The organism is Mycobacterium neglectum (assembly GCF_002591975.1).
GTDB classification, from domain to species: Bacteria; Actinomycetota; Actinomycetes; order Mycobacteriales; family Mycobacteriaceae; genus Mycobacterium; species Mycobacterium neglectum.
This window is the reverse complement of the sequence record NZ_NVQE01000001.1, coordinates 172020-195038: the sequence shown is the minus strand read 5'-3', so window position 1 is coordinate 195038 and position 23019 is coordinate 172020. Positions and strand designations below refer to the sequence as shown.

Annotated in this window: 25 protein-coding genes; 10 read left to right on the top strand and 15 right to left on the bottom strand. The window is 65.7% G+C overall.

Features of this window, described 5'->3' with window-relative positions; translation table 11 throughout:
* The 9 genes from CSQ99_RS00915 to CSQ99_RS00875 form a co-directional block, all read right to left on the bottom strand.
* The gene (locus CSQ99_RS00915; protein ID WP_099037150.1) at positions 1–1167 is read right to left on the bottom strand and encodes an acyl-CoA dehydrogenase family protein; all 1167 of its coding nucleotides are present in this window, start codon (positions 1165–1167) and stop codon (positions 1–3) included.
* Entirely contained in the window at positions 1168–2685 is a 1518-nt protein-coding gene (locus tag CSQ99_RS00910) for a CoA-acylating methylmalonate-semialdehyde dehydrogenase (protein WP_099037149.1), read from the bottom strand.
* An 80-nt stretch (positions 2686–2765) separates the two neighbouring features.
* Entirely contained in the window at positions 2766–3371 is a 606-nt protein-coding gene (locus CSQ99_RS00905) for a dTDP-4-dehydrorhamnose 3,5-epimerase family protein (protein WP_099037148.1), read from the bottom strand.
* Complete coding sequence (gene rfbB, locus CSQ99_RS00900; protein ID WP_099037147.1) at positions 3368–4354, bottom strand: dTDP-glucose 4,6-dehydratase; 987 nt, start codon at positions 4352–4354, stop codon at positions 3368–3370. The genes CSQ99_RS00905 and rfbB overlap by 4 nt, the downstream gene beginning before the upstream one ends.
* Positions 4355–4384: 30 nt before the next feature.
* Positions 4385–5035, bottom strand: a complete 651-nt coding sequence (locus tag CSQ99_RS00895) for a TIGR03086 family metal-binding protein (RefSeq protein WP_176560806.1) — start codon at positions 5033–5035, stop codon at positions 4385–4387.
* Between the two features lie 38 nt (positions 5036–5073).
* Positions 5074–5916, bottom strand: coding sequence for an LLM class F420-dependent oxidoreductase (locus CSQ99_RS00890; protein WP_099037145.1), 843 nt, complete (start codon positions 5914–5916; stop codon positions 5074–5076).
* Positions 5917–5926: 10 nt separating this feature from the next.
* Complete coding sequence (locus CSQ99_RS00885) at positions 5927–6772, bottom strand: LLM class F420-dependent oxidoreductase (protein ID WP_099037144.1); 846 nt, start codon at positions 6770–6772, stop codon at positions 5927–5929.
* A 22-nt stretch (positions 6773–6794) separates the two neighbouring features.
* Complete coding sequence (locus CSQ99_RS00880; protein ID WP_099037340.1) at positions 6795–8300, bottom strand: ATP-binding protein; 1506 nt, start codon at positions 8298–8300, stop codon at positions 6795–6797.
* Between the two features lie 17 nt (positions 8301–8317).
* The gene (locus CSQ99_RS00875; RefSeq protein ID WP_099037143.1) at positions 8318–10024 is read right to left on the bottom strand and encodes an NAD(P)/FAD-dependent oxidoreductase; all 1707 of its coding nucleotides are present in this window, start codon (positions 10022–10024) and stop codon (positions 8318–8320) included.
* Between the two features lie 341 nt (positions 10025–10365).
* Here CSQ99_RS00875 and infA point away from each other — a divergent pair, with 341 nt between their 5' ends.
* The 8 genes from infA to truA all read left to right on the top strand — a co-directional run bounded on the left by infA (position 10366) and on the right by truA (position 14973).
* The gene (gene infA, locus CSQ99_RS00870; protein WP_003418601.1) at positions 10366–10587 is read left to right on the top strand and encodes a translation initiation factor IF-1; all 222 of its coding nucleotides are present in this window, start codon (positions 10366–10368) and stop codon (positions 10585–10587) included.
* Between the two features lie 31 nt (positions 10588–10618).
* Positions 10619–10732: a 50S ribosomal protein L36 gene (rpmJ, locus tag CSQ99_RS00865; protein ID WP_003879483.1), complete on the top strand. Its 114-nt coding sequence runs from the start codon at positions 10619–10621 to the stop codon at positions 10730–10732.
* A gap of 153 nt (positions 10733–10885) precedes the next feature.
* Entirely contained in the window at positions 10886–11260 is a 375-nt protein-coding gene (gene rpsM, locus CSQ99_RS00860; protein ID WP_099037142.1) for a 30S ribosomal protein S13, read from the top strand.
* Complete coding sequence (gene rpsK, locus CSQ99_RS00855) at positions 11260–11679, top strand: 30S ribosomal protein S11 (protein ID WP_099037141.1); 420 nt, start codon at positions 11260–11262, stop codon at positions 11677–11679. Before rpsM ends, rpsK begins: the two co-directional genes overlap by 1 nt.
* A 14-nt stretch (positions 11680–11693) precedes the next feature.
* Positions 11694–12299 (top strand): 30S ribosomal protein S4, encoded by a 606-nt coding sequence (gene rpsD, locus CSQ99_RS00850; protein WP_099037140.1) that lies wholly within the window; start codon positions 11694–11696, stop codon positions 12297–12299.
* 75 nt (positions 12300–12374) lie between these two features.
* A complete protein-coding gene (locus CSQ99_RS00845; RefSeq protein WP_099037139.1) occupies positions 12375–13427 on the top strand; it encodes a DNA-directed RNA polymerase subunit alpha in 1053 nt (350 codons plus the stop codon).
* 75 nt (positions 13428–13502) lie between these two features.
* The gene (gene rplQ / locus CSQ99_RS00840; protein ID WP_099037138.1) at positions 13503–14096 is read left to right on the top strand and encodes a 50S ribosomal protein L17; all 594 of its coding nucleotides are present in this window, start codon (positions 13503–13505) and stop codon (positions 14094–14096) included.
* A gap of 7 nt (positions 14097–14103) precedes the next feature.
* Positions 14104–14973 carry a tRNA pseudouridine(38-40) synthase TruA gene (gene truA, locus CSQ99_RS00835; protein ID WP_099037137.1) on the top strand — a complete coding sequence of 290 codons (870 nt, stop codon included), beginning with the start codon at positions 14104–14106 and terminating at the stop codon, positions 14971–14973.
* On the opposite strand, the gene CSQ99_RS00830 is transcribed toward truA, so the two are convergent.
* The 4 genes from CSQ99_RS00830 to CSQ99_RS00815 form a co-directional block, all read right to left on the bottom strand.
* Complete coding sequence (locus CSQ99_RS00830) at positions 14970–15638, bottom strand: cutinase family protein (protein ID WP_099037136.1); 669 nt, start codon at positions 15636–15638, stop codon at positions 14970–14972. The genes truA and CSQ99_RS00830 overlap by 4 nt on opposite strands.
* A 58-nt stretch (positions 15639–15696) precedes the next feature.
* Positions 15697–16374 carry a cutinase family protein gene (locus CSQ99_RS00825; RefSeq protein WP_099037135.1) on the bottom strand — a complete coding sequence of 226 codons (678 nt, stop codon included), beginning with the start codon at positions 16372–16374 and terminating at the stop codon, positions 15697–15699.
* A gap of 37 nt (positions 16375–16411) precedes the next feature.
* Entirely contained in the window at positions 16412–17170 is a 759-nt protein-coding gene (locus CSQ99_RS00820) for a cutinase family protein (RefSeq protein ID WP_245908597.1), read from the bottom strand.
* 65 nt (positions 17171–17235) lie between these two features.
* Complete coding sequence (locus CSQ99_RS00815) at positions 17236–18243, bottom strand: EamA family transporter (RefSeq protein ID WP_099037134.1); 1008 nt, start codon at positions 18241–18243, stop codon at positions 17236–17238.
* 75 nt (positions 18244–18318) lie between these two features.
* On the opposite strand from CSQ99_RS00815, the gene CSQ99_RS00810 reads away from it, so the two are divergent.
* Together CSQ99_RS00810 and eccB are read left to right on the top strand one after the other, a co-directional pair.
* Positions 18319–18888: a CGNR zinc finger domain-containing protein gene (locus CSQ99_RS00810; protein WP_099037133.1), complete on the top strand. Its 570-nt coding sequence runs from the start codon at positions 18319–18321 to the stop codon at positions 18886–18888.
* A gap of 73 nt (positions 18889–18961) precedes the next feature.
* Complete coding sequence (eccB, locus tag CSQ99_RS00805; RefSeq protein WP_099037132.1) at positions 18962–20311, top strand: type VII secretion protein EccB; 1350 nt, start codon at positions 18962–18964, stop codon at positions 20309–20311.
* Here eccB and mycP read toward each other — a convergent pair.
* Entirely contained in the window at positions 20276–21634 is a 1359-nt protein-coding gene (gene mycP, locus CSQ99_RS00800) for a type VII secretion-associated serine protease mycosin (RefSeq protein WP_099037131.1), read from the bottom strand. The two genes, eccB and mycP, sit on opposite strands and share 36 nt — an antisense overlap.
* A complete protein-coding gene (eccD, locus tag CSQ99_RS00795; RefSeq protein ID WP_099037130.1) occupies positions 21631–22947 on the bottom strand; it encodes a type VII secretion integral membrane protein EccD in 1317 nt (438 codons plus the stop codon). The genes mycP and eccD overlap by 4 nt, the downstream gene beginning before the upstream one ends.
* Between the last annotated feature and the right edge of the window lie 72 nt (positions 22948–23019).

The window sequence follows — 23019 nt, the reverse complement described above, 5'->3', positions numbered from 1 at the left end:
TTAAGCCGACGCGCGGGCCCTGGCCGCTTCGGCCCGACCTATGACGACACGCATGATTTCGTTGGTGCCTTCGAGTATTCGATGTACCCGCAGATCGCGCACGATCTTCTCGAGTCCGTATTCGCGCAGGTACCCGTAGCCGCCGTGTAGTTGCAGCGCCTGATCGGCGACGTCGAAGCAGGCGTCGGTGACGAAGCGTTTGGCCATCGCGCACAGTTCGACCTTCTCCGGATGGTTCTCGTCGAGCGCGGATGCCGCGCGCCACAACAGGGTTCGTGAAGCCTGCAACGTCGTCGCCATATCCGCGAGGGCGAACCTGATGGTCGGTTCGTCGAGGAGTGCCCCGCCGAAGGCTTGCCTGTCCGCCAGGTAGCTGCGTGCTCTGTCGTGGGCCGACTGGGCACCGCCGAGTGAGCACGCGGCGATGTTGATGCGGCCGCCGTTGAGTCCGTTCATCGCGATACCGAACCCGGTGCCCTCCCCGTCGGCTCCGCCGAGCATCGTGTCGGCGGGAACTCGCGCACCTTCCAAGATCACCTGCGCGGTCGGTTGGGCGTTCCACCCCATCTTGTCCTCGGATGCGCCGAAACTCAGTCCCGGCGTGTCCTTCTCGATGAGGAACGCCGAGATGCCGCGCGGGCCGTCACCACCGGTGCGTGCCATCACCACGTACACGTCGGATGCTCCGGCACCGGAGATGAACTGTTTGACGCCGTCGAGCACGTAGTCCCCGCCGCTCCGTACCGCTTTGGTGCGCAACGCCCCGGCATCAGATCCGGCGCCCGGCTCGGTCAGGCAGTAGCTCGCGATCGCCTCCATCGACGCCAGGCGCGGCAACCATGACTTGCGCTGCTCGTCAGTGCCGTATGTGTCGACCATCCAGGCACACATGTTGTGAATCGACAAGAACGACGCGATGGTCGGGTCGGCCATCGCCAGCTGCTCGAAGATCCGCACGGCGTCCAGTCGGCGCAACTCACTGCCGCCGACATCCTCTCGGCAGTAGATCGCGGCCATCCCGAGTTCGGCCGCCTCACGCAGCACATCGGTGGGGAAGTGGTGGCTTTGGTCCCACTCCAACGCGTATGGCGCGAGCCGCTTCTCGGCGAACGCTGCCGCCGTCTCGGCGATCACGCGTTCATGTTCGTCCAGCCCGAAGTAGTCCATCTACTTCATGGTCGGGATGACGAACTCGGCGCCGTGGCTACCCGCGGGCCAGCGCTGTGTCACGGTCTTGGTCTTGGTGTAGAAGATGATCGACGACGGGCCGTGCTGGTTGAGATCGCCGAATCCGGACCGTTTCCAGCCGCCGAAGGTGTGGTACGAGACCGGCACCGGGATCGGCACATTCACGCCGACCATGCCGACCTGCACCCGGGATACGAAGTCACGCGCGGTGTCGCCGTCGCGGGTGAAGATCGCTACGCCGTTGCCGTATTCGTGCTCGGACGGCAGCGCGAGTGCCTCTTCGTAGTCCTTCGCGCGCACGATGCACAGCACCGGGCCGAAGATCTCGTCGGTGTAGATCGACATGTCGGGGGTGACGTGGTCGAACAGCGTCGGGCCGATGAAGTAACCCTTCGACAGGTCGGCTTCGTCGAAGGTCAGTTCGTCGCTGGCGCGTTCACGGCCGTCGACGACGGCCTCGGCGCCTGCATCCACGCCCTGCTGGATGTAGTCCTTGACCCGGGCCAGCGCGGCCTCGGTGACCAGCGGGCCGTAGTCCGCCTTCGGATCGAGGCTGTGGCCCACTCGCAGTTCGTTGACACGCTCGACCAGCCTGGCGCGCAACCGGTCTGCGGTCTGCTCGCCGACGGGCACCGCGACGCTGATCGCCATGCAGCGCTCGCCAGCGCTGCCGTAACCCGCGCCGATCAGCGCATCGACTGCATTGTCCATATCGGCATCGGGCATGACGATCATGTGGTTCTTCGCGCCGCCGAAGCACTGCGCGCGCTTCCCGTTGGCGGCCGCACCCGAGTAGATGTACTGCGCGATGTCGGAGCTGCCGACGAAGCCGACGGCCTGGATGAGGGGGTGCTCGAGGATCGCATCGACGGCTTCCTTGTCGCCGTGCACCACCTGGAACACGCCTGGCGGCAGGCCGGCTTCGAGAAAGAGCTCGGCCAGCCGGACCGGTACGGACGGGTCGCGCTCGCTGGGCTTGAGGATGAACGCGTTGCCGCACGCGAGCGCGGGGCCGGCCTTCCACAGCGGGATCATGGCGGGGAAGTTGAACGGCGTGATGCCTGCGACCACGCCGAGCGGCTGGCGCAGCGAGTAGACATCGATGCCGGTGCCCGCGCCCTCGGTGTACTCACCCTTGATCAGGTGCGGGATGCCGATCGCGAACTCGATGACCTCGATGCCGCGCTGGATGTCGCCCTTGGAGTCGGGGACGGTCTTTCCGTGTTCGAGCGAGAGGAGTTCGGCCAGCTCGTCGACGTTCTGGTTGACCAACTCGATGAACTTCATCATCACGCGGGCGCGACGCTGCGGGTTCCACGCCGCCCACCCCTTCTGCGCCTCGGCGGCTCCGGCGACGGCCGCGTCGACGTCGGCACGCGACGCCATCGGCACCTTGGCCTGCACCTCGCCGGTGCTGGGATTCATGACGTCGGCCGTCCTGGTGGATTGCCCGGCCACGCGCTTGCCGTCGATGAAATGTGAAATCTGTGTGGTCATGTTCGTCCCTCGCTGCTAGATACTTGGATATCCTAGTAATGCCGGGTTGGCGTGCGCAAGGGTGCGTAGGAGGAGTTGCGCTAGCGTCGCCGCAACTCGTCGGCGAACGCCCGCGTCTCGTCCCAGGTCGGCAGCAGACCAGCGGCTTCGGCCTCCGCCAGCGTCGGCGCTGCACGGTCCCGATCCGACAGAATGGACCCACCGTCGACCTTCGGCCAGGCGATGTCCAGTGCGGGATCAAGCGGATTGATCGTGTGCTCCCGTCCGGGGCTGTACGGCGTCGAACACAGGTACATCACCGTCGAATCGTCTTCCAGCGCAAAGAAAGCATGGCCCAGGCCCTCGGAGATGTAGATGGACCGCCGGTCGGTGTCGTCGAGGACAACCGAATCCCACTGTCCGAAGGTCGGCGACCCGACCCTGATGTCGACGACCACATCGAGCACCTTGCCGCGCGGGCATCCGACGTACTTGGCCTGGCTCGGCGGCAGCTGGGCGAAGTGAACGCCCCGCAGTGTCCCGGCGGCCGACACCGAACAGTTGGCCTGACGCAGATCGAACCGATGCCCGGCGAGTGCGGTGAACTCTGAATCGGTGAACCACTCGAAGAATGCGCCGCGCGAATCGCGGTGCACGCGAGGGGTGATCTCCCACGCACCGGGCACCGAGAGCTCGCGGAACGTCACTGGTTGCGCCCTGCGTAACCGGCTTCGACGCCGTCCTTCAATGGGGCCCACCATGATTCGTTGGCCCGGTACCACTCGATCGTGTCGCGAAGACCATCCTCGAAATCGGTGTGCGAGGGACTCCAGCCCAACTCGTCGCGCAGCGGAGATGCGTCGATCGCGTATCGCAGGTCGTGGCCGACGCGGTCGGTGACGTGGTCGAAGTCGTCGGGATCGCGATCCATCAACCGCAGGATCGTGCGCATCACAGTGAGATTGTCGCGTTCCCCGTTCGCGCCGATCAGATACGTTCGGCCGATCTGCCCGTCGGACAGAATGCGCCACACCGCGCTGTTGTGATCGTCGACGTGGATCCAGTCGCGCACATTGGCGCCGGCTCCGTAGAGCTTGGGTCGACGCCCGGTCAGCACGTTGGTGATCTGGCGCGGAATGAACTTCTCCACGTGTTGGTAGGGCCCGTAGTTGTTCGAGCAGTTCGAGATCGTCGCGCGCACAGCGTAGGACCGCACCCAGGCGCGCACCAGCATGTCGCCCGCGGCCTTCGTCGACGAGTACGGGCTCGACGGGTTGTACGGCGTCGACTCGGTGAACCGCTGCGGGCTGCCGAGTTCCAGATCGCCGTATACCTCGTCGGTCGAGATATGGTGCAGCCGAACCTCGTGCGCGCGGACCGCCTCCAGGATGGTGAACGTGCCGACGACGTTGGCATGCAGAAACGGCTCCGGCCCGGACAGCGAGTTGTCGACGTGGGTTTCGGCGGCGAAGTGTACGACGGCGTCGGCCTCGGCGACCAGCTTGCCGACCAACTCGGAGTCGGTGATATCGCCCTGCACCAGCCGGATCTCGTTCTCGACCGGCACCAGTGACTCGCGGCTACCCGCGTAGGTCAGCGCATCGAGAACGGTCACTGTGTGTTCGCGCGCAGCAACGTGGACGAAGTTGGCGCCGATGAAGCCGGCACCGCCAGTGACCAGTAACCGCATGGTCAAACCCTAACCAACGGGCCGATGGGATCATCGGGCCGGGCTGACCCGTATGGAAGTGGGACGATGGCTGCGCGTCCAGGCCGGCGAGCGGCCGAGATGGGCGAGTACCCGGTCCATGGCGCTGGCATCGTCGTCGACCTCGACGGCACGACGGAACGGGCTGCCCTCCTCGGCGCGGAATTCGCCATCGGGGACGGCGAATGCGATCGGCAATACGGCTTCGATGACGTCGCGCGGCAGCTCGAATGCTGCGCCGACGCTGCGCGCGACGTCCCAGCCGTGCACCACATAGTCGACGAAATGGAAACCGATGGCCATCGTCGCCGGAAATGTTGCGCCCGGCCCGAATTCGGGGAGCGCGAAGGTTGCGTCGAGCGCGCCGTCAGCCCCGAACGCTGTGAGCACATCGTCGGCGGCCGCCGAATAGGAACCGGTGGGGTCTGCGGCGACCGCGTCGGCGACGGTCGCGGGATCCCACACCTCGAGGTCGGTCCCGCCGCGAGCCGCCGACGCGAAGCCGCGGTGCTGGACGGTCATGTGCGCGAGCAGGGCCGCCAGGTCCCAACCGGCGCACGGCGTCGGCCGGGCGAGATCGTCGGGTGTGACGGCATTGACCGCGTCCACCGATGCCAGTACCGCGATGCGGTGGAGGGGAAGAATGTCCGATGAAGTATGCATGCGCAGATGATAAGCGCATGCATACGATAATTCAACGCTCAGCTCTTGAGCCCGAGGGGGCCTGCCAGTTCTTCCAACGTCGGCAGCAGGTTGTCCCAGCCGCCGAGCACCTGGATCGCGACATGATCGGCGCCGGCCTCCACGTGCTCGTTGAGCTGCTTGGCAATGTCATCGGGGGTTCCGTGGGCAACGACAGCGTCGATCAGGCGGTCGCTGCCCGGCTTGGCGATGTCGTCGTCGGTGAAGCCAAGCCGCTTCCAGTTGTTCAGGTAGTTGGAGAGGTTGAGGTAGAAATCGACGGTGTCGCGGCCGATCTTCCGCGACGCTTCGGCGTCGCGCGCCAGCACCACTTTGTGTTCCGGAGCGAGAAACACCGTCGGCCCCAAGATGTTTCGAGCCTCTCCGGTGTGCTGCGGGGTGGTGAGGTAGGGGTGCGCGCCCGCGCTACGCTGCGCCGATAGCTTGAGCACTTTGGGTCCGAGTGCAGCGATGACCCGTCGGCTCGTTGGCACCTTCCTGCTGTCGAGCGCGTCGAGGTATTCGACGAGCACGTCATAGGGCTTGCGGTACTCATCGGTGTGCTCCGGGTGGCCGATGCCGATGCCGAGCAGGAACCGGCCCGGGTGCTTGTCCTCGATGCGGTGATAGGCCTCGGCGACCTGCTCGGCCGGGGCAGTCCAGACGTTGATGATGCCGGTGGCGACCTGAAGTCTCTCGGTGGCCTCCAGCAGCGGTTCGACGTACTCGAGATCGCCGGCCGGTGAGCCGCCGATCCAGATGGCGCCGTAGCCCAGCCGCTCGATCTCAGTGGCCTGTTCGGGCTTGGGCGTGCCGAATGTCCATACCCCGAAACGGCCGAGATCGGGTTTGAGCTCAGTCATGTGTTCCCCTTCACTGGAGTCCGAGCGGGCCCGCCAGCTCGGCGAGCGCGGGCACGAGCTTGTCTGTACCCGTCAACACCTGAACCGGAACATGATCGGCCCCGGCGCTCAGATGCTCGGTGAGTCGTGCCGCGATGGCGTCGGTCGTCCCGTACGCCACGACCGCGTCGACGAGGCGGTCGCTGCCCGGCTTGGCGACGTCGTCGTCGGTGAAGCCGAGACGCTTCCAGTTGTTCAGGTAGTTGGCCAGGTTCAGATAGACGTCGAGCGCCTTGCGGCCGACGGCGCGCGCCTTGTCCGCATCCGCCGTCAGCACCACCTTGTGTTCGGGGGCGATGAAGGCGTCGGGACCGACGAGCTCGCGCGCCTGCGCGGTGTGCTCGGGCGTGGTCAGGTAGGGATGCGCCCCGGCGCTGCGGCGGGCCGACAGCTTGAGCACCTGGGGGCCCAGCGCGGCGACCACCCGGCGGTCCTTGGGAACGCCGTACTCGTCGAGCTTGTCGAGATAGTCGGCCAGGGCGTCGTACGGCTTCTTGTACTCCTGGTGCGCCTCGGGGTGGCCGACGCCGATGCCGAGCAGGAAGCGGCCGGGGTAGGCCGCCTCGATGCGGTGGAAGGACTCCGAGACAGGGCCTGCAGCGGCGGTCCAGACGTTGACGATGCCGGTCGCGAGTTTCAACGACTCGGTGGCACCGAGAATGGGCTCGACCCAGTCGAGTTCGGCCGGCGGTGAGCCACCGGCCCATATTGCGCGGTACCCAAGGGCTTCGATGTCCTTGAGCTGTTGTGCAGTGAGCTGCTGCCACCCCGAATAGTGGCCGAACACGCCGAACCTGCCGAGATCGGGCTTTGTCATGGTTGCTCCAACCTGAGTAGAACTATTCGGTGCCCGCGGCCGAAAGCTCGCCAGGAGTGGGTGCGATGGGGGCGGGCGTAACCAGCGGCAGGCACACGATGAACCGGGTGTCGCCCGGTTCGGACTGCACCGCAATGTTTCCGCCGTGCTTCTCGACCACGATGCGCCAGGCCAGGTCCAGGCCGAGGCCGGTGCCCTCACCGAACGGCTTGGTCGTGAAGAACGGGGTGAAGATTCGTCCGATGATGTCCTCGGGGATCCCTGGGCCGTCGTCGCAGATCTCGACGCGAATCATCTCGTCGTTCTCACGTGCCGTCCGGATGGTCAAGGTGCCGTGCCCGCCCATCGCCTGAATGGCGTTGTCGATGATGTTGGTCCATACCTGATTGAGATCGCCTGGATAGCACTGCAATTGGGGCAGCGACTTGTCCATGTCCTTGACCAGGGTGACAGGCCTGCCCTTGCCTGCCATTCCGATCTTGTCGCCGAACATCATGAGCGTGCTCCGCAGCAACTCGTGCACGTCGGCGCTTCCGTAGGAACCCCTGTCCATCTGCGAGTACTGCTTCGCGCCGGCGAGCAGCGCCGAGACGCGCTTGGAGGCTTCGGCGATCTCGTTCATCCGTAGTTCGTTGTCGATGGTGTATTTCAGCCACCCGATCGCGCCCTGCAGCGACGCGGTCTTGTCGACGTCGTCGACCAATGCCGAAACCCGCTCGAGCCAGTCGGTGTCCAGGCCCGCCTCCACGAACGTCGGCGCGTAGTCCCAGGCGCCTGCGATGCCGTGGTCTTCCAACCATTCGCCGATCTGGTCTTCGCGATCGGAGGCCTCCAGTGCGGTCAGTTCGTGATCGCGGGTCTTGGCGACCTGCTCGGCAACCTCATCCTGAATGTTGACCAGGACGCGCAGCGCCTCCGGGGTGAATTTGGCCTCGGCCAGCATCGCGAGCTTGTGCCGCATGTGCCCGACGCCCTCGCGCAGGTCGGCCACCGCGCGGGCGGTGGCCGCCGCCGGATTGTTGAGCTGATGGGTCAGTCCCGCGGTGATGGTGCCCAGTGCGAGCAGCTTCTCGCGCTGACCGATGATCTGGGTCTGTCGGCGTCCGCCGACGAGGTGGCCCTCGAGCAGATGGACGGCCATGGGGAACTGCGTCCGCATGAAGTCGGCGAACTTGTTCGAGTCCAACACGAAGCAGCGGGCAGGCTTGGTCAGCCGTACCGACGCCTGGTAGGCCTGCTCTTCACCGGGGATGTAGGCCGACCACGCCCCGAAGTACACGCCGCGCTGAGACGTACGGTTGGTCTGGATGTCGACGCCGCCAGAGCGCTTCGACATGATCAACTCGCCGTCGATCATCACATAGAAGCAGGTCGCCGGTTCGCCTTCCTGAACGACAGCGCCGGCAGGGAACGTTTCGATGTGGCCGGCGGCGCACAGGATGTCGAGCTGCTCATCGGACAGGTCCTCGAAAAGGAACAGGGTCCGCAGCTCGTCACGCACGCATTCCTCTTCTTTTTGCGTGCTCATCGGCGCCATCCTCTCAATCAGGCTTCCGCTAGATACCTGTGCACCAACATCACGGCCATCGACCCTTCGCCGACGGCCGCCGCAACCCGCTTCGCGGACTCCGAACGCACATCCCCTGCAACAAACACACCCGGCACGCTTGTTTCCAGATGATGCGGCGGCCGATCCAGCGTCCAACCGACCTTGTCGCGCAAATCTGGTCCCGACAGGATGAAACCGTGATCGTCGCGCGCTATTCCCGCTGCCTCGAGCCAGTCGGTACGGGGCGTCGCGCCGATGAAGCAGCACATCCGGTCGCAGGTGACCGTCTCGGTCTCGTCTGTCCGCTTGTCGAGGAGCACCAGCCCTGACAGGTGGTCGTCGGAGGCCACGGTGTCGACGACCTCGGTGCAGGTCCGGACCGTGATGTTCGGGGACTTGAGGATCCGGTCGACGAGGTACTGCGACATGCCCGCCTCCAGCGACGCACCGCGGATCAGCATGGTCACCGATTTGGCGGTTTCCGACATGTACATCGCGGCTTGGCCTGCGGAGTTGGCGCCGCCGACGATGTAGACGTCCTCGCCGGCGCATTCACTCTTGTCTGACACCGAGGCGCCGTAGAACACGCCGCGGCCGACGAAGTTCGCCTCGTTGGGGTCTTCGGGAGTCGCCCGGCATCCGGTGATCTCCAGTTGGCGGTAGTCCACGCCCGTGGCGAGGATTACGGCGCGCGCGCCGATTGCGCTGTCTCCGTTGAGGCGTATGGAGTGGGCCGCACCGACGCCGTTGATCTCGAGCCGGCCGGCCTCCTGGGTCGTGATGACCTCTGCGCCGAAACGCTCGGCTTGCCTGCGCGCCGTCGTCGTCAGGTTGACACCGGAGATGCCGTTCTCGAAGCCCAGGTAGTTCTCGATCTTCGAGCTGCGACCCGCCTGACCACCGGTGGTGGCCTTCTCGATCAGGACCGTCTTGAGGCCCTCCGATGCGCCATATACCGCTGCGGCCAGGCCCGCGGGCCCGCCGCCGATCACCGCAAGGTCATACATTTCCAGCTGCGGGCTGGTCGACAGGCCGAGCAGCGTGGCCAGTTCGACATCCGACGGCTCGACGAGCGTTTCGCCCTTTTCGGTGATGACGACCGGGAGCCTCTTGTCGTCGAGCCCCGCGGCCTCGAGGAGCTGCGAACCTTTGGGCTCGTCGGAGTTGACGGCGCGGAACGAGTAGCCGTTGCGGGCCAGGAACTGGCGCACCTCCCACGACCGCTCGTTGTATCTATGGCCGATGACCTTGGTGTACGGCATACCCCGGTCGCCCACCGCACGCCACTCCTCCAGCAGCCCGTCGATCACCGGATACAGCTTCTCCTCCGGCGGATCCCACGGCTTGAGCAGGTAGTGATCGAGGTCGACGACGTTGATGGCGTCGATCGCGGCGTGTGTGTCGGCGTATGCCGTCAACAACACCCGCCGTGCCATAGGGAAGAACTCCATCGCCTTCTCGAGGAACTCGGTGCCGCTCATCTGCGGCATCCGGTAGTCGGCGACGAAAACCGCGACGGTGTCGCCGCGCAGCTTGAGTTCCTTCAAGGTGGCGAGCGCGTCGGCGCCGGACTCGGCGCGCAGGATCCGGTACCGCTCGCCGTAGTGGCGCCGCAGGTCGCGGGCTACCGCGCGAGACACTGCCGGGTCGTCGTCGACGGTGAGAATTGCGGGTTTGCGGGCCTCCGCAGCAGGTGCAGTCATCGGATATAAGTATGCGCCCGTCGTCCAGCCGATATCAGGGTCAGGGTTAGGGTTCGCCATGAGCGAACCGGTCGGTCCGGCTCTTTCCACCCGCCTCGCACGGTCTATGCGCTGAGCTGCAAGTTCTGCGATTTTGGGAGCGACGGCCGAACGGGTAGTATGGATCGACGGTGCGGCTTCCGCGCCGGCTCTTTGCGTGCACTCTGTCCTCGAATCGCTGGAATTTCTGGCTACAGGCTCACGTTTTGTAGTCGGAGTGCAACTGCGCCCGAGCAGTATCCGCCGTTCGCGGCGGGAAGGCGCCAACGAATCGTTAGGACACGGAGGATCTCCGAAAGATAATGGCCAAGAAAGACGGTGCCATCGAGGTCGAGGGTCGCGTGGTCGAGCCCCTGCCCAATGCGATGTTTCGCATTGAGCTGGAGAACGGTCACAAGGTTCTCGCCCACATCAGCGGCAAGATGCGGCAGCACTACATCCGCATTCTGCCCGAGGACCGTGTCGTAGTGGAGCTGTCTCCATACGACCTTTCTCGGGGCCGCATCGTTTACCGGTACAAGTAACTAGAAGCACAGAAGAAGGATCGACATAGCCGTGAAGGTGAACCCGAGCGTCAAGCCCATCTGCGACAAGTGCAGGGTGATCCGTCGGCATGGGCGGGTCATGGTGATCTGCTCTGATCCACGCCACAAGCAGAGACAGGGCTAGTCGCGCTTCCGCTTCCCTAGACAACTCAATGACGAAATCCCGGTACCACTGAGCGGATACGCCGCTTGCCCACGTTTGGCACGGAGGCCAAACCCCGACGCCGTCGGGAACGGACTGGGAACAGACCTCCGCAACGAGAAGGAACACACCACTGTGGCACGTCTAGTGGGCGTTGACCTCCCGCGCGATAAGCGCATGGAGATCGCCCTGACCTACATCTACGGCGTCGGCCGTACCCGCTCCCAGGAGATCCTGGAAGCCACCGGCATCGACCGGAACCTGCGCACCAAGGACCTGACCGACGATCAGGTGTCCCAGTTGCGTGAGTACATCGAGGGCAACCTCAAGGTGGAGGGCGACCTGCGCCGCGAGGTGCAGTCCGATATCCGCCGCAAGATCGAGATCGGCTGCTACCAGGGTCTGCGGCACCGCCGCGGCCTGCCGGTGCGTGGCCAGCGGACCAAGACCAATGCGCGCACCCGCAAGGGCCCGAAGCGCACCATCGCCGGTAAGAAGAAGGCCAAGTAATGCCACCCGCAAAGAAGGTAGCAGGCGGAGCGCCCAAGAAGGCTCAGAAGACCCGTCGCCGGGAAAAGAAGAATGTCCCGCACGGCGCCGCTCACATCAAGAGCACGTTCAACAACACGATCGTGACGATCACCGACCCGCAGGGCAACGTCATCGCATGGGCGTCCTCGGGGCACGTCGGATTCAAGGGCTCGCGTAAGTCGACCCCGTTCGCCGCGCAGCTGGCCGCCGAGAACGCCGCTCGCAAGGCGCAGGAGCACGGCGTCAAGAAGGTCGACGTCTTCGTGAAGGGCCCGGGCTCGGGCCGCGAAACCGCCATCCGCTCGTTGCAGGCCGCAGGCCTCGAGGTCGGCGCGATCGCCGATGTCACGCCGCAGCCGCACAACGGCTGCCGTCCGCCCAAGCGGCGCCGGGTCTAGGAGGACTACAGATAATGGCTCGTTACACCGGACCCGCAACCCGCAAGTCGCGTCGCCTCGGCGTCGACCTGGTCGGCGGCGATCAATCGTTCGAGAAGCGCCCCTATCCGCCCGGCCAGCACGGTCGCGCGCGGATCAAGGAGAGCGAATATCGCCAGCAGCTGCAGGAGAAGCAGAAGGCCCGCTTCAGCTACGGCGTGATGGAGAAGCAGTTCCGTCGCTACTACGAAGAGGCCAACCGGCAGCCCGGCAAGACCGGCGACAACCTGCTGCGCATCCTCGAGAGCCGGCTGGACAACGTCGTCTACCGCGCAGGCCTGGCTCGCACCCGCCGGATGGCGCGTCAGCTGGTCAGCCACGGCCACTTCACGGTCAACGGTGTCAAGGTCGACATCCCGAGCTACCGGGTGTCGCAGTACGACATCATCGACGTCAAGGAAAAGTCGCTCAACACGCTGCCTTTCGAGGTCGCGCGCGAAACCGCGGGCGATCGTCCGATCCCGGGCTGGCTGCAGGTCATCGGCGAACGTCAGCGCATCCTGGTGCACCAGCTGCCCGAGCGCGCGCAGATCGACATCCCGCTGACCGAACAGCTGATCGTCGAGCTCTACTCGAAGTAAACCCTCGGGGGGCGCCGCCCCCCGAGCACCCCCAAGAGACGTCAAATAGCGGGCGTCAAAAGGAGAAGAAGAAAAATGCTGATTTCTCAGCGACCCACTTTGTCCGAAGAGGTCACCTCGGAGAATCGGTCCCAGTTCGTCATCGAGCCGCTGGAGCCCGGATTCGGTTACACGCTTGGCAATTCGCTTCGGCGCACGCTGCTGTCGTCCATCCCGGGCGCGGCGGTCACCAGCATTCGCATCGACGGCGTGCTGCACGAGTTCACCACCGTCCCCGGGGTGAAGGAAGACGTCACCGACATCATCCTGAACCTCAAGGGTCTGGTCGTGTCCTCGGAGGAAGACGAGCCGGTCACCATGTACCTGCGCAAGCAGGGCCCAGGTGCGGTCACCGCGGGTGACATCGTTCCGCCGGCCGGTGTGACGGTGCACAACCCCGAGATGCACATTGCCACCCTCAACGACAAGGGCAAGCTCGAGGTGGAGCTGGTTGTCGAGCGCGGGCGCGGTTACGTGCCCGCCGTGCAAAACAAGGCCTCGGGCGCCGAAATCGGCCGCATCCCGGTCGATTCCATCTACAGCCCGGTGCTCAAGGTGACCTACAAGGTGGAGGCCACCCGCGTCGAGCAGCGCACCGACTTCGACAAGCTGATTCTCGACGTCGAGACAAAGAATTCGATCACCGCTCGGGACGCGCTGGCGTCCGCAGGCAAGACGCTAGTCGAATTGTTCGGTCTGGCAAGGGAACTCAACGTCGAGGCCGAGGGTATCGAGATCGGCCCGTCGCCCGCCGAGGCCGATCACATCGCCAGCTTCGCGTTGCCGATCGACGACCTGGACCTCACGGTGCGGTCGTACAACTGCCTCAAGCGCGAAGGTGTGCACACGGTGGGCGAGCTCGTGGCCCGCACGGAGTCCGATCTGCTGGACATCCGCAACTTCGGCCAGAAGTCCATCGACGAGGTCAAGATCAAGCTGCACCAGCTCGGTCTGTCGCTCAAGGACAGCCCGGCGACGTTTGATCCGTCCGAGGTCGCCGGCTACGACGTCGCCACCGGCACCTGGAACAGTGATGCAAGCTACGACCTGGATGACAATCAGGACTACGCCGAAACCGAACAGCTCTAAGCCCCAATTTCTCGAAAGAGAACCGTCCCGGTCCTACCTGATACGGGGGCCGGCCCCATTTAGGAGATAGTCGCAATGCCCAAGCCAACAAAGGGTCCTCGCCTCGGCGGGTCGTCCTCGCACCAGAAGGCACTGCTGGCCAACCTGGCCACGTCGCTCTTCGAGCACGGCCGCATCAAGACGACCGAGCCCAAGGCGCGGGCGTTGCGGCCCTATGCGGAGAAGCTCATCACCCATGCCAAGAAGGGCACGCTGCACAATCGGCGTGAGGTGATGAAGAAGATCCGCGACAAGGACGTGGTGCACACGCTGTTCGCCGAGATCGGTCCGTTCTTCTCCGACCGCAACGGCGGCTACACCCGCATCATCAAGGTGGAGGCACGCAAGGGCGACAACGCCCCGATGGCCGTCATCGAGCTGGTGCGGGAGAAGACCGTGACCGATGAGGCCAACCGCGCTCGCCGTGCAGGAGCGTCGAAGAAGGCCGCGCCGGTCGCGGCTGCCGCGGCACCGCAGGCTGCGGTTGAGCCCGAGGCTGCGGTCGGTCCTGAAGAGACCGTCGACGAGGTCAAGGCGGAAGACTCAGCGATCGAGGAGGCCCAGGAAGCTGAGGCCGCCGAAGAGGTCGCCGAAGCCGAGGCTGACGAGAAGGCCGACGACGCCAAATAGCGAAGCTATGAACAAGCCCGCCATCGACAACGGTGGCGGGCTTGTTCGTCTTCGTCTCGACATCGCCTACGACGGAACGGACTTCGCGGGCTGGGCGGCACAGACCGGACAGCGCACCGTGGCAGGTGTGCTCGACGACGCCTTGTCGACGGTGTTTCGCACCCGGGTGCAACTTCGCGCGGCCGGACGCACCGACACCGGCGTTCATGCCACGGGGCAGGTCGCCCATGTCGATGTGCCGGCCGAGGCGCTGCCGCACGCGTATCCCCGCACGACCCGACCCGGTCAGAGCGAGTTTCTTCCGCTTGTCCAACGGCTTGCCAAGTTCGTACCCACCGATGTGCGAGTGCTCGACATCGGCCGCGCGGCAACGGGTTTCGATGCCCGATTCTCCGCGCTGCGCCGGCACTACGTCTACCGTCTTTCAACGGCGCCGTACGGTGTTGAACCGCAGGACGCCCGCTTCGTCACGGCGTGGCCCCGGCCGCTGGATATCGACGCCATTGCGGCGGCATCGCGGGATCTATTGGGACTGCATGACTTCGCGGCGTTCTGCCGCCATCGCGACGGCGCCACCACCATTCGCGATCTGCAGAGACTGGAGTGGTCACGCGACGGAGACCGGGTCACCGCCCATGTCACCGCGGACGCGTTCTGCTGGGCGATGGTGCGGTCGGTCGTGGGCGCACTGCTGGCAGTCGGTGAACACCGCCGCGAACCCGGCTGGTGCGCCACGCTGTTGAAGGCGACGAACCGATCCAGTGAGTTCGCGGCGGCACCGCCGCAGGGCCTGACGCTCGTCGGCGTCGACTATCCGCCCGACGCCGAGCTCGAGGCCCGTACGAAGGTCACCCGCGATCTACGGGTGATCGACTAGATCCGACCCGCGACGAAGTCGGCCGCCTGGTTTGCCATGCCCGCGTCGATGTACGCACCGGCCAGGTGGGCGGGCCAGTTGTCTTCCCACGTGTTCGGATCGGCCGGGTTGCAGATGGGGTCGGCGCCGTGGCACAACTCGATGGTCCGCTCGCGGTAGAGCGGATTGAAATTCGTGATCGGTCCAATCCACGCGGCGCCGTTGCCGAACAGCGCGACCGCGGCGATATGCGTGTCGGCGCCGGGCGGCAACGGATTGTCCCAGCCGAAGAACGCGAACGGCACTGCGAGCACCACGTCGGTGACTGCTGCGCCGAGCGAGTAGCCGCCGAGGACCAACCGCGTATCCGGGCAGGTGGCAATCATGTGCTGGATGTGGCCGCTCATGTCGTTGGCGCCCACGTCGATCTCGCTGTCGGCGGGGTACTGCACCGCATAGACGTCGATGTTCTTGTTCGTCTTGTTGCGCAGCGCGCTGATGAACGCATTGCCGAGCCTTCCGACACCGGCCGATTCCTGCCGGCCGCGGGCGAAGATCACCTCGACATCAGGGCACGACTGGGCATTCGCCGAAGGCGTCAGCGTGGCGACGGTTTGAGGGGCGACGAGCAGGGCACCGAAAACGAGGGCGGCGACGAGGCCGGTGAGCAGATGGCGGCGGATCACCCCACGGATGTTAATGGAAAACGATTGACACACCCGTGACTAGCGGTATAGGTCCAGCTCAGAGGTGTCCAGCGACGAAGTCGGCGGCCACGTTGGTGGGCCCGCCCGCGTACGCCCGGTGTGCGGCGACATCCTCGCCGTTCGTCTGGCAGATCGGATCGCCCGGGTTGCACAGGTCGATGGACCTACCCCCCCAAACGGGGCTGACCGTGAGGGGCAGACCCAGCTTGGCGGACGGATTGCCGAAGACGGCGATCGCCGCGACGTGCTCGGGCACGTTGGGCGGCAGCGGGTTGTCGAAGCCGATGCCGGGTACCGGCACAGCGCTGATCACATCGATCACCGCCGCACCTTGCGAATACCCGCCCAGCACCAGTCGGGTGTTGGGGCAGGTGTTCACCATGTACTGGATGTGGCCGCTCGCGTCGTTGGCCCCGGCGGCCGCCTTGAGGAAGTCGAACGTCGCGGGGTAGTTGACCGCGTATGCGCCAACGGATCTGCCGCCGACCTTGCCCCGCAATTGGTCGACGAAGGTGCCGCCCACGACGCCGAGGCCGGCGTCCTCATTGGTGCCGCGCGCGAACACGACCTCGATGTCGGGGCAACCTTGGGCCGATGCGGTTCCAAGGACACCGATCGGCGTGGGGGACAGTGCGGGCGCGAGGAGCGCGGCGGAGGCGGTCAGCGTGGCGGCTAGCGCGACGATGAGCCGGCTGCGGAGTCGATCGAAGGTCACAAGATCAACAGGGTAGCCGCTAGCCGAGATGAACCCGTCAAACCCGTCCAGCGACAAAGTTCGCGGCCTGCGCAACCATGCCCGCGGACACGTAATCGTTGTGTGCGAACGGGTTCCTGCCGTCCGAGCAGATGGGGTCGCCGTCCTTGCACAGGTCGATCGCCCTACCGCCGAATACCGAGCTGGTGAGCGGATTGCTGAACTTCGTTGCGGGGTTGCCGAACACGGCTACCGCAGCGATGTTGGATTGCAGGCTCGGGCTCAGCGGAGCCGCCGAACCGATGTCGCCGATCTTGTTGCCCAGCGGCGGGACTCCGGCCAGCATGTCGATGACGGCAGCGCCTTGCGAGTATCCGCCGAGCACGATCCGTGTCGACGGGCACTGCTGCGACATCATCGCGACGCGGTTCTCGGCATCGCGGGCGCCGTCGGCAGCGGCCAGGAAGTCGTACGACGCGGGATAGTTGACCGCGTACGAGCTCACGGTACGACCGCCGACCAGCGGGCGCAGCGCACTGACGAACGCCGAGCCTGGCGTTCCGAGCCCTGGTGTGTCGTCGGTTCCCCGCGCGAAGATGACCTCGATGTCGGAGCATGACGATGCCTGCGTCGCGACGGGGCCGGGTGCGTTCGCCGCGATCGGCCCGGGGGACGGTCCCGGCCCGGGCACGGGCCCGGGCTGGTGTCCGGGCTGCGCCACCGCCGACGGGGCGACGAGTGCTGAAGCAGCACAGAAAACGGTCGAAACGACCACGGCCAGCCGCGATGACATCCGGAGCAAACTCACGTCGGCCATTTTCCCATATCGGGGCCGGTTGCGGCCAACCGCTTGCTGTCGACGCTCGCGTCAATTATCTGAGGTCAGCGGTCTGCCGCGTGCCCGGCAGGCACACCCTCGGGCAGTGTCACGTCGGCGGACTCCTCGCTGCGGTCGCCCTGACGGGCCAGCGCCAAGCCCACCAGAACGACGGCTCCGCCGACCGCCTGAATCGGCGTCATCGCCTCGCCCAGCAGCACCCAGGCCGCCAGCACGGCGAACATCACCTCGGACAGGCCGACCAGTGAGGCGAACCGTGGACGCAACATCGCGATGCCCACGATGCCGAGTGTGTACGCGACCGCGGTGGCCACCACTCCCAGCGCGACGACCGGAACCAACCACGAGGTGGTCCACCCGGCGATGACGGTGTCGTTGGTCGTGAACGTCAACGGCATGATGCCCACGACACCCAGCAGCGTGACCGCAGCGGCGCCGACCACCAGGCCGGCCGCGGCCAGCGTGATGGGGTTGACGCCCTCGCTGTCGGCCGAGCCGTTGCTGGCGTTGGCCGACATCACGAAGTAGCACGCAGCACATACCGCAGCGGCCAACCCCCAGCCGACGCCGACCAGGTTGATATGAGCACCGCTGAACACGTTCAGCACCAACATGATTCCGGCAACCGCCAATGCGACGCCGACGAGCGTCAGGTTGGTCGGCCTGCGCCGCGTGGTCATCCAGACCCAGGCGACGACGAGAATCGGCGCCGTGTACTCCAACAGCAGCGCGACGCCGACGGACAGATGCGCGACCGCGTTGTAGTAGAAGAGTTGCGCACCGGCGATCGGGATTGCCCCGTACAGAATGACGGTCTTCGTGTGGCGCAGCGCCTCGCGGACCCAGCCGGGCCGAACGATCGTTGCGAACACGGCCATCACCAGGGCGCCGCCGGCGAGGCGGGCGACGACGGCTGCCGTCGGTGTCCAGCCAGCCTCCATCAGCGCTTTGGCGAACGGACCCGATGACCCAAATGCAAGGGCGGAACCGACGGCGAACAACAGCCCGAGCCGGAAATGGTCGACGGACGCGCGGGCCTGATTCGCGGTCACGGGTGCACCTCCGGCATGTAATGAGTAAAATTAACTTTGGTCATGACCGTAGCCGGGAAGGGGGTCATGAGTCAAATGCTTTTCAGTCATGACACTGAGCTCACATTGCGCGCCGCATGTGTGCTGGTGAACAGCGACCGGATTGATGGCGAACAGCTCGCTCACCTGGGGGAACTCGATGTATACCTCGATGGGTTCGGCTGGACCGGCAGACGCGACCGCGATGCGGCTGAACTGGATTCGGTGCATCGCCTGCGGGAGCGGCTCGGCGCGATCTGGTCCGTCGCCGGCGACGAGGAGCAAGCGGTTTCTCTGGTGAATGCACTGCTGAGCGACACCCACGCAGCACCGTGGCTGACCCGCCATGCGGAGATGCCCGAGTGGCACCTGCACCTGGCGTCGGTGCACGATCCACTCTGGCAGCGGATGGGGGCGGAGATGGCCATGGCGCTGGCCGACCTGATCCGCATCGGCGAGTTGCGCCGGCTCAAGATCTGCGCCGCGTCCGATTGCGACGCGGTATTGGTGGACCTCTCGCGCAATCGCTCGGGAAAGTTCTGCGACACCGGAAACTGCGGAAACCGCCAACACGTCGCGGCCTATCGCGAACGTCGGTCCCGGCCGCCATCGCGCCACACTCGATAAAGGGCTGCGCTGGCGCTGAAATCTGTGTCTTAACCGTCCTCCGCCGGCCGTTAGGCTGTTGGCGGGGGAGGGGATGGCTGGACATTCGACAAACCGACTGCAGGTCAACGGATATCGCTTCCTGGTGCGGCGGATGGAAAACGCGCTGGTGCGCGGCGATGTTCGCATGCTCGACGATCCGCTTCGTGCGCAGTCGCTTTCGCTGGCTGCCGGGTGTGTGCTGGCGGCCATCGCGGTCGCGGTGTGCGCGGTTCTCGCGTTCTTTCAGCCGAGAGGCGATGTCGGCGGCGCGGCGATCGTCACGGCCCGCGAATCCGGTGCGCTTTACGTACGTATCGGTGAAACCATGCATCCCGCGCTCAACCTGGCGTCCGCGCGGTTGATCACCGGCGCGCCGGACGAACCCGACCTGGTCAGCACCTCGGCGCTGGACCGCACCAAGCGCGGGCCACTCGTGGGTATTCCCGGTGCCCCCGACACGATTGGGGTTTCACTCGGCGCGGACGAATCGGTCTGGACGGTGTGCGAGGACGCCGCAGGGCGAACCACGGTTCTGGTCGGTCGCCCGCCAACACACCTTGATTCGAGCCGGACGGCACTCGTCACCGCACGAGGTGAGAGCGCGGCCACGACTTACCTGCTCTACGACGGGCGGCGGGCGAAGGTAGACCTGCGCAACCACGCCGCTGTCCGCGCGCTCAAGCTCGAAGGCATTGCACCACGGCCGGTTTCACGTGCTCTGCTCGACGCGGTACCTGAGGTGCCGGAGATCACCGCGCCTGCCATCCCCGCGGCCGGCGTCGCATCGGTGCTGCCCGGTTCGCCGGTGGGCACCGTGGTGCGACTGACTCGCGCCGATTCCGCTGACTTCTACGTCGTGCTCGCGGACGGCGTCCAGCGGGTCGGCGAGGTGGCGGCCGACCTGATCAGGTTCACTTATTCGGCCCGGCGCGATGTCGTCACCGTGGCACCGGATGTCATCGGTAATGCCCCGATTCTCGACACCCTTCCTGTTGACGCATTCCCCGATCGCGCCGGTGTCGCCGAAAATCCGGTGCTCTGTACGCAATCCGGAGCCGTCCTCGTCGGTGATTCACTGGAGTCCGAAGACGGTCATGCCGTGCGACTTGCGCAGGCCGACGACACGGGCGCAAATGTCGACAGTTTCGCCATGCCGCCCGGGCGGAGCGCATTCGTCCGCGCGACGAGCGTGGCCGGCGAGGGGGCGGTGACCGGCACGCTTTTCTTCGTCAACGACGCGGGTGTGGTGTTCGGGATACGTGACGAGGATGCGGCCCAACGCCTGGGCCTGGCGAACCCGGTGTCTGCGCCGTGGACGCTGCTCGCTCAGTTGCCGCGCGGTCCCGAACTCAGCGTCGGAAGCGCCTCAGTCGAGCGGGACAGCGTCGGTCCGACGCCGTAGCCGCCTCGCCGCCACCGTCGTCGCAACCAGCGCGATCGACGCCGCGACACACAGGGCGGCCCCTCGCATCGCAAAGTGGTTGGGGGGCTCGGCAGCCTCGACACCGGGCATGAGCAGCGGCCGAGGTGTGCTTCCGGCGAGGTGCGATCCCGGGCCTGCACTCACCGCGGCGAGCGCGTCGACCGTACCGCTGCCGACAGCGGGATCCCAACCGGCGGAGGGTGCCTGCGCCGTATCTTCGATGCGCGCCATGACCTGTCGCGCGGTCAGTTCGGGTGCTCGCGACCTCAGCAGCGCGACGACTCCGCTGACGACGGGTGCGGCGTAACTCGTCCCCGAAATCGGCTCCTCGTCACCGGTCGTGACGAGCGTGTCGATCAGTCCTTCGCGATCGGGGTCCAACGACACGATCCCTTCGCCCACCGCGGCGACGTCGACCCACGGTCCGGCGAGGCTGAACGGTGATGGCATACCGTCGCGGCCCACCGAGCCCACGGTCAGCACATAATCGTCGTACCAGCCAGGAGTCACCACGGTGTTGACGTCGGACCAGTTGGGCATCCCGGGTCGGCGGGGGTCGGTTGTCGGATTCTGATCGGAGCACTGGCCGGCCGAGCCGACGTTTCCGGCCGCGGTCACCACCACCGCGTTCTTGACGTCGACCGCGTAGGCCAGCGCTGCACCCAAAGCGCGGTCGTCCAATTCGTCCTTTGTCGACAGGCACGCGACCGTCGACACGTTGATCACGGTCGCTCCCAAATCGGCCGCGGTACGCACCGCCATCGCCAGGGTGTCGACATCGCCGAACCCGATCCCGGACGGATCGTCGGCTGCCCGGAACTTGTTGCTGGACTGGCGGATACTGATGATAGTGGCTTCGGGCGCGATTCCACTGAATCCGGTTTCCGCGTCCGGAGACGCACCGATGATCCCGGCGACAACCGTGCCGTGACCGTCGCAGTCTGCGGTGCCGTCACCGGTCGACACATAGTCACCGCCGGGGACGAGGTGGGGGAGCAGACGGTGTCGCGATATGCCGGTATCGATCACGGCGACTGTTTGACCCGCACCCCGCGTAAGTGGCCAGACATCCTGCAGCCTCAGCAGATCGTCGACGGTGTTCTCAATCGCGTTGTCGGTGGAAACGGCGGAAACCACGCACTGCCCCTGTTGTTCGGTGCGTTGCGGCGGTGCTGGCGATCCCGGCTTGGGCAGTGTCGACATGTCGACGACCGGCGGCGTCACCGCAACTGCGGCCGGCGCTGTCCACAGCGGCATGACTGCGAATGCACTGGCTCCCACCAGTCGGACGATCGTGGTCATATCAGGTTCATCTCCCTAGCCCATCCGTAAATACCGCCGACCCAGCAGGCCAAGGGAACGACTGCCGCAAGCGCGAGATACTCGACGACTTCCACGGCGCGCAAAGCGATTGGACTTACCGTCGGCCCGACCACGCAGCCCAGTGCCGCAGCCCCCGCGGTGGCAGCGAGTGCGCTTACCACATGCGCTTGTGCCGGATAGGAGATGACAGCCGCGGCGAAACCCACTGTCGCAGTGAGGCCTGCGGCGACAGCGAGGCCGATACGACGCGTCGAATCGACATGAGTGCGTACCCGCAGCAGAAGTACCAGCGCGACAATCGTGGCGAAAGTGGTTGCGCGCATCGTCGACTCCATGGCACGGATCTCTCCGATGACAACCGATGTGACGCCGAGCGCTGCGCCTACCGACGATCCCACCACCAGACCGGTCAAGATGCGATGGCATAGCCCGGCGTCATGCGCCGCGTCCGGGGCGGTGCCGCTGAGCACCATTGACAACCTCGGCGCGAATGCGAGCGTCGCGAGTGACACGGTGACAAGCACCGCGCCGCCCGCGTCGAGTTGTAGTCTCCAGTTCACGGTGGCGGCCGAGGTGGCTGCCACCACCGCGCAGACGGTCGCCACGGCCGTCAAACAGGTTCTGCCACAGCCGGTCACGCGTACGAGCAGAATCGCCGCACACATCATGACTGCGGATGCCAGCAGCAGGCCGGGTGCATACGGGCCCGGCGGTACGCTCAGAAAGCCGACGACACCCGCGTAAAGCACGGCTATCAGGCTCAGCGGTAGACATGCCAGCGGGTCACCGTGAACACGCCGAACGACGATCGCTCCAGCGGCCGCAGCGACTGCGAGACACATGCCGGTGTACAGGCCGGTGGTAGTGGCCCGCGCCGCAGGAAGCATCAATGCCGACGCACCCAATCCGCCGAGCAGGACGCAGCAGATGGCAGGGAGGATTCGCAGGACGGGCGGAACAGCGGACTTGGTCGCGGCAACGGCGCGGCATGGGTCGTACTCGACCCATGTCGCTGCCGGAGACGCGATGGTCGTGAGCAGTAGTACGTCGCCCGCACGAACATCGTTGTCGTTCAGGGTCAAAGACTCATCCATGGGCAGATCGCCCAGCCTCGACAGCCGCCAGTCGCGCGCGGTGTCCGGTTCAATGTCGCCAAGATCGCGGTGAACGATGGCGACGATCTGCGGCAGCAGCAAACCGATGTGCATATCGGCCGGCAGCGTCACATCGACTGCGCATCGTGCGGCCGCGGTACAGACCGCGACGGTGAGCGGGCACAGCGAATCTGGCATCGATCCCCCCTCGGGTGTCTGTGCCAAACGACCGTAACCCCGCCCGCGGGAGGGCAATCGCGGCAACTTGCG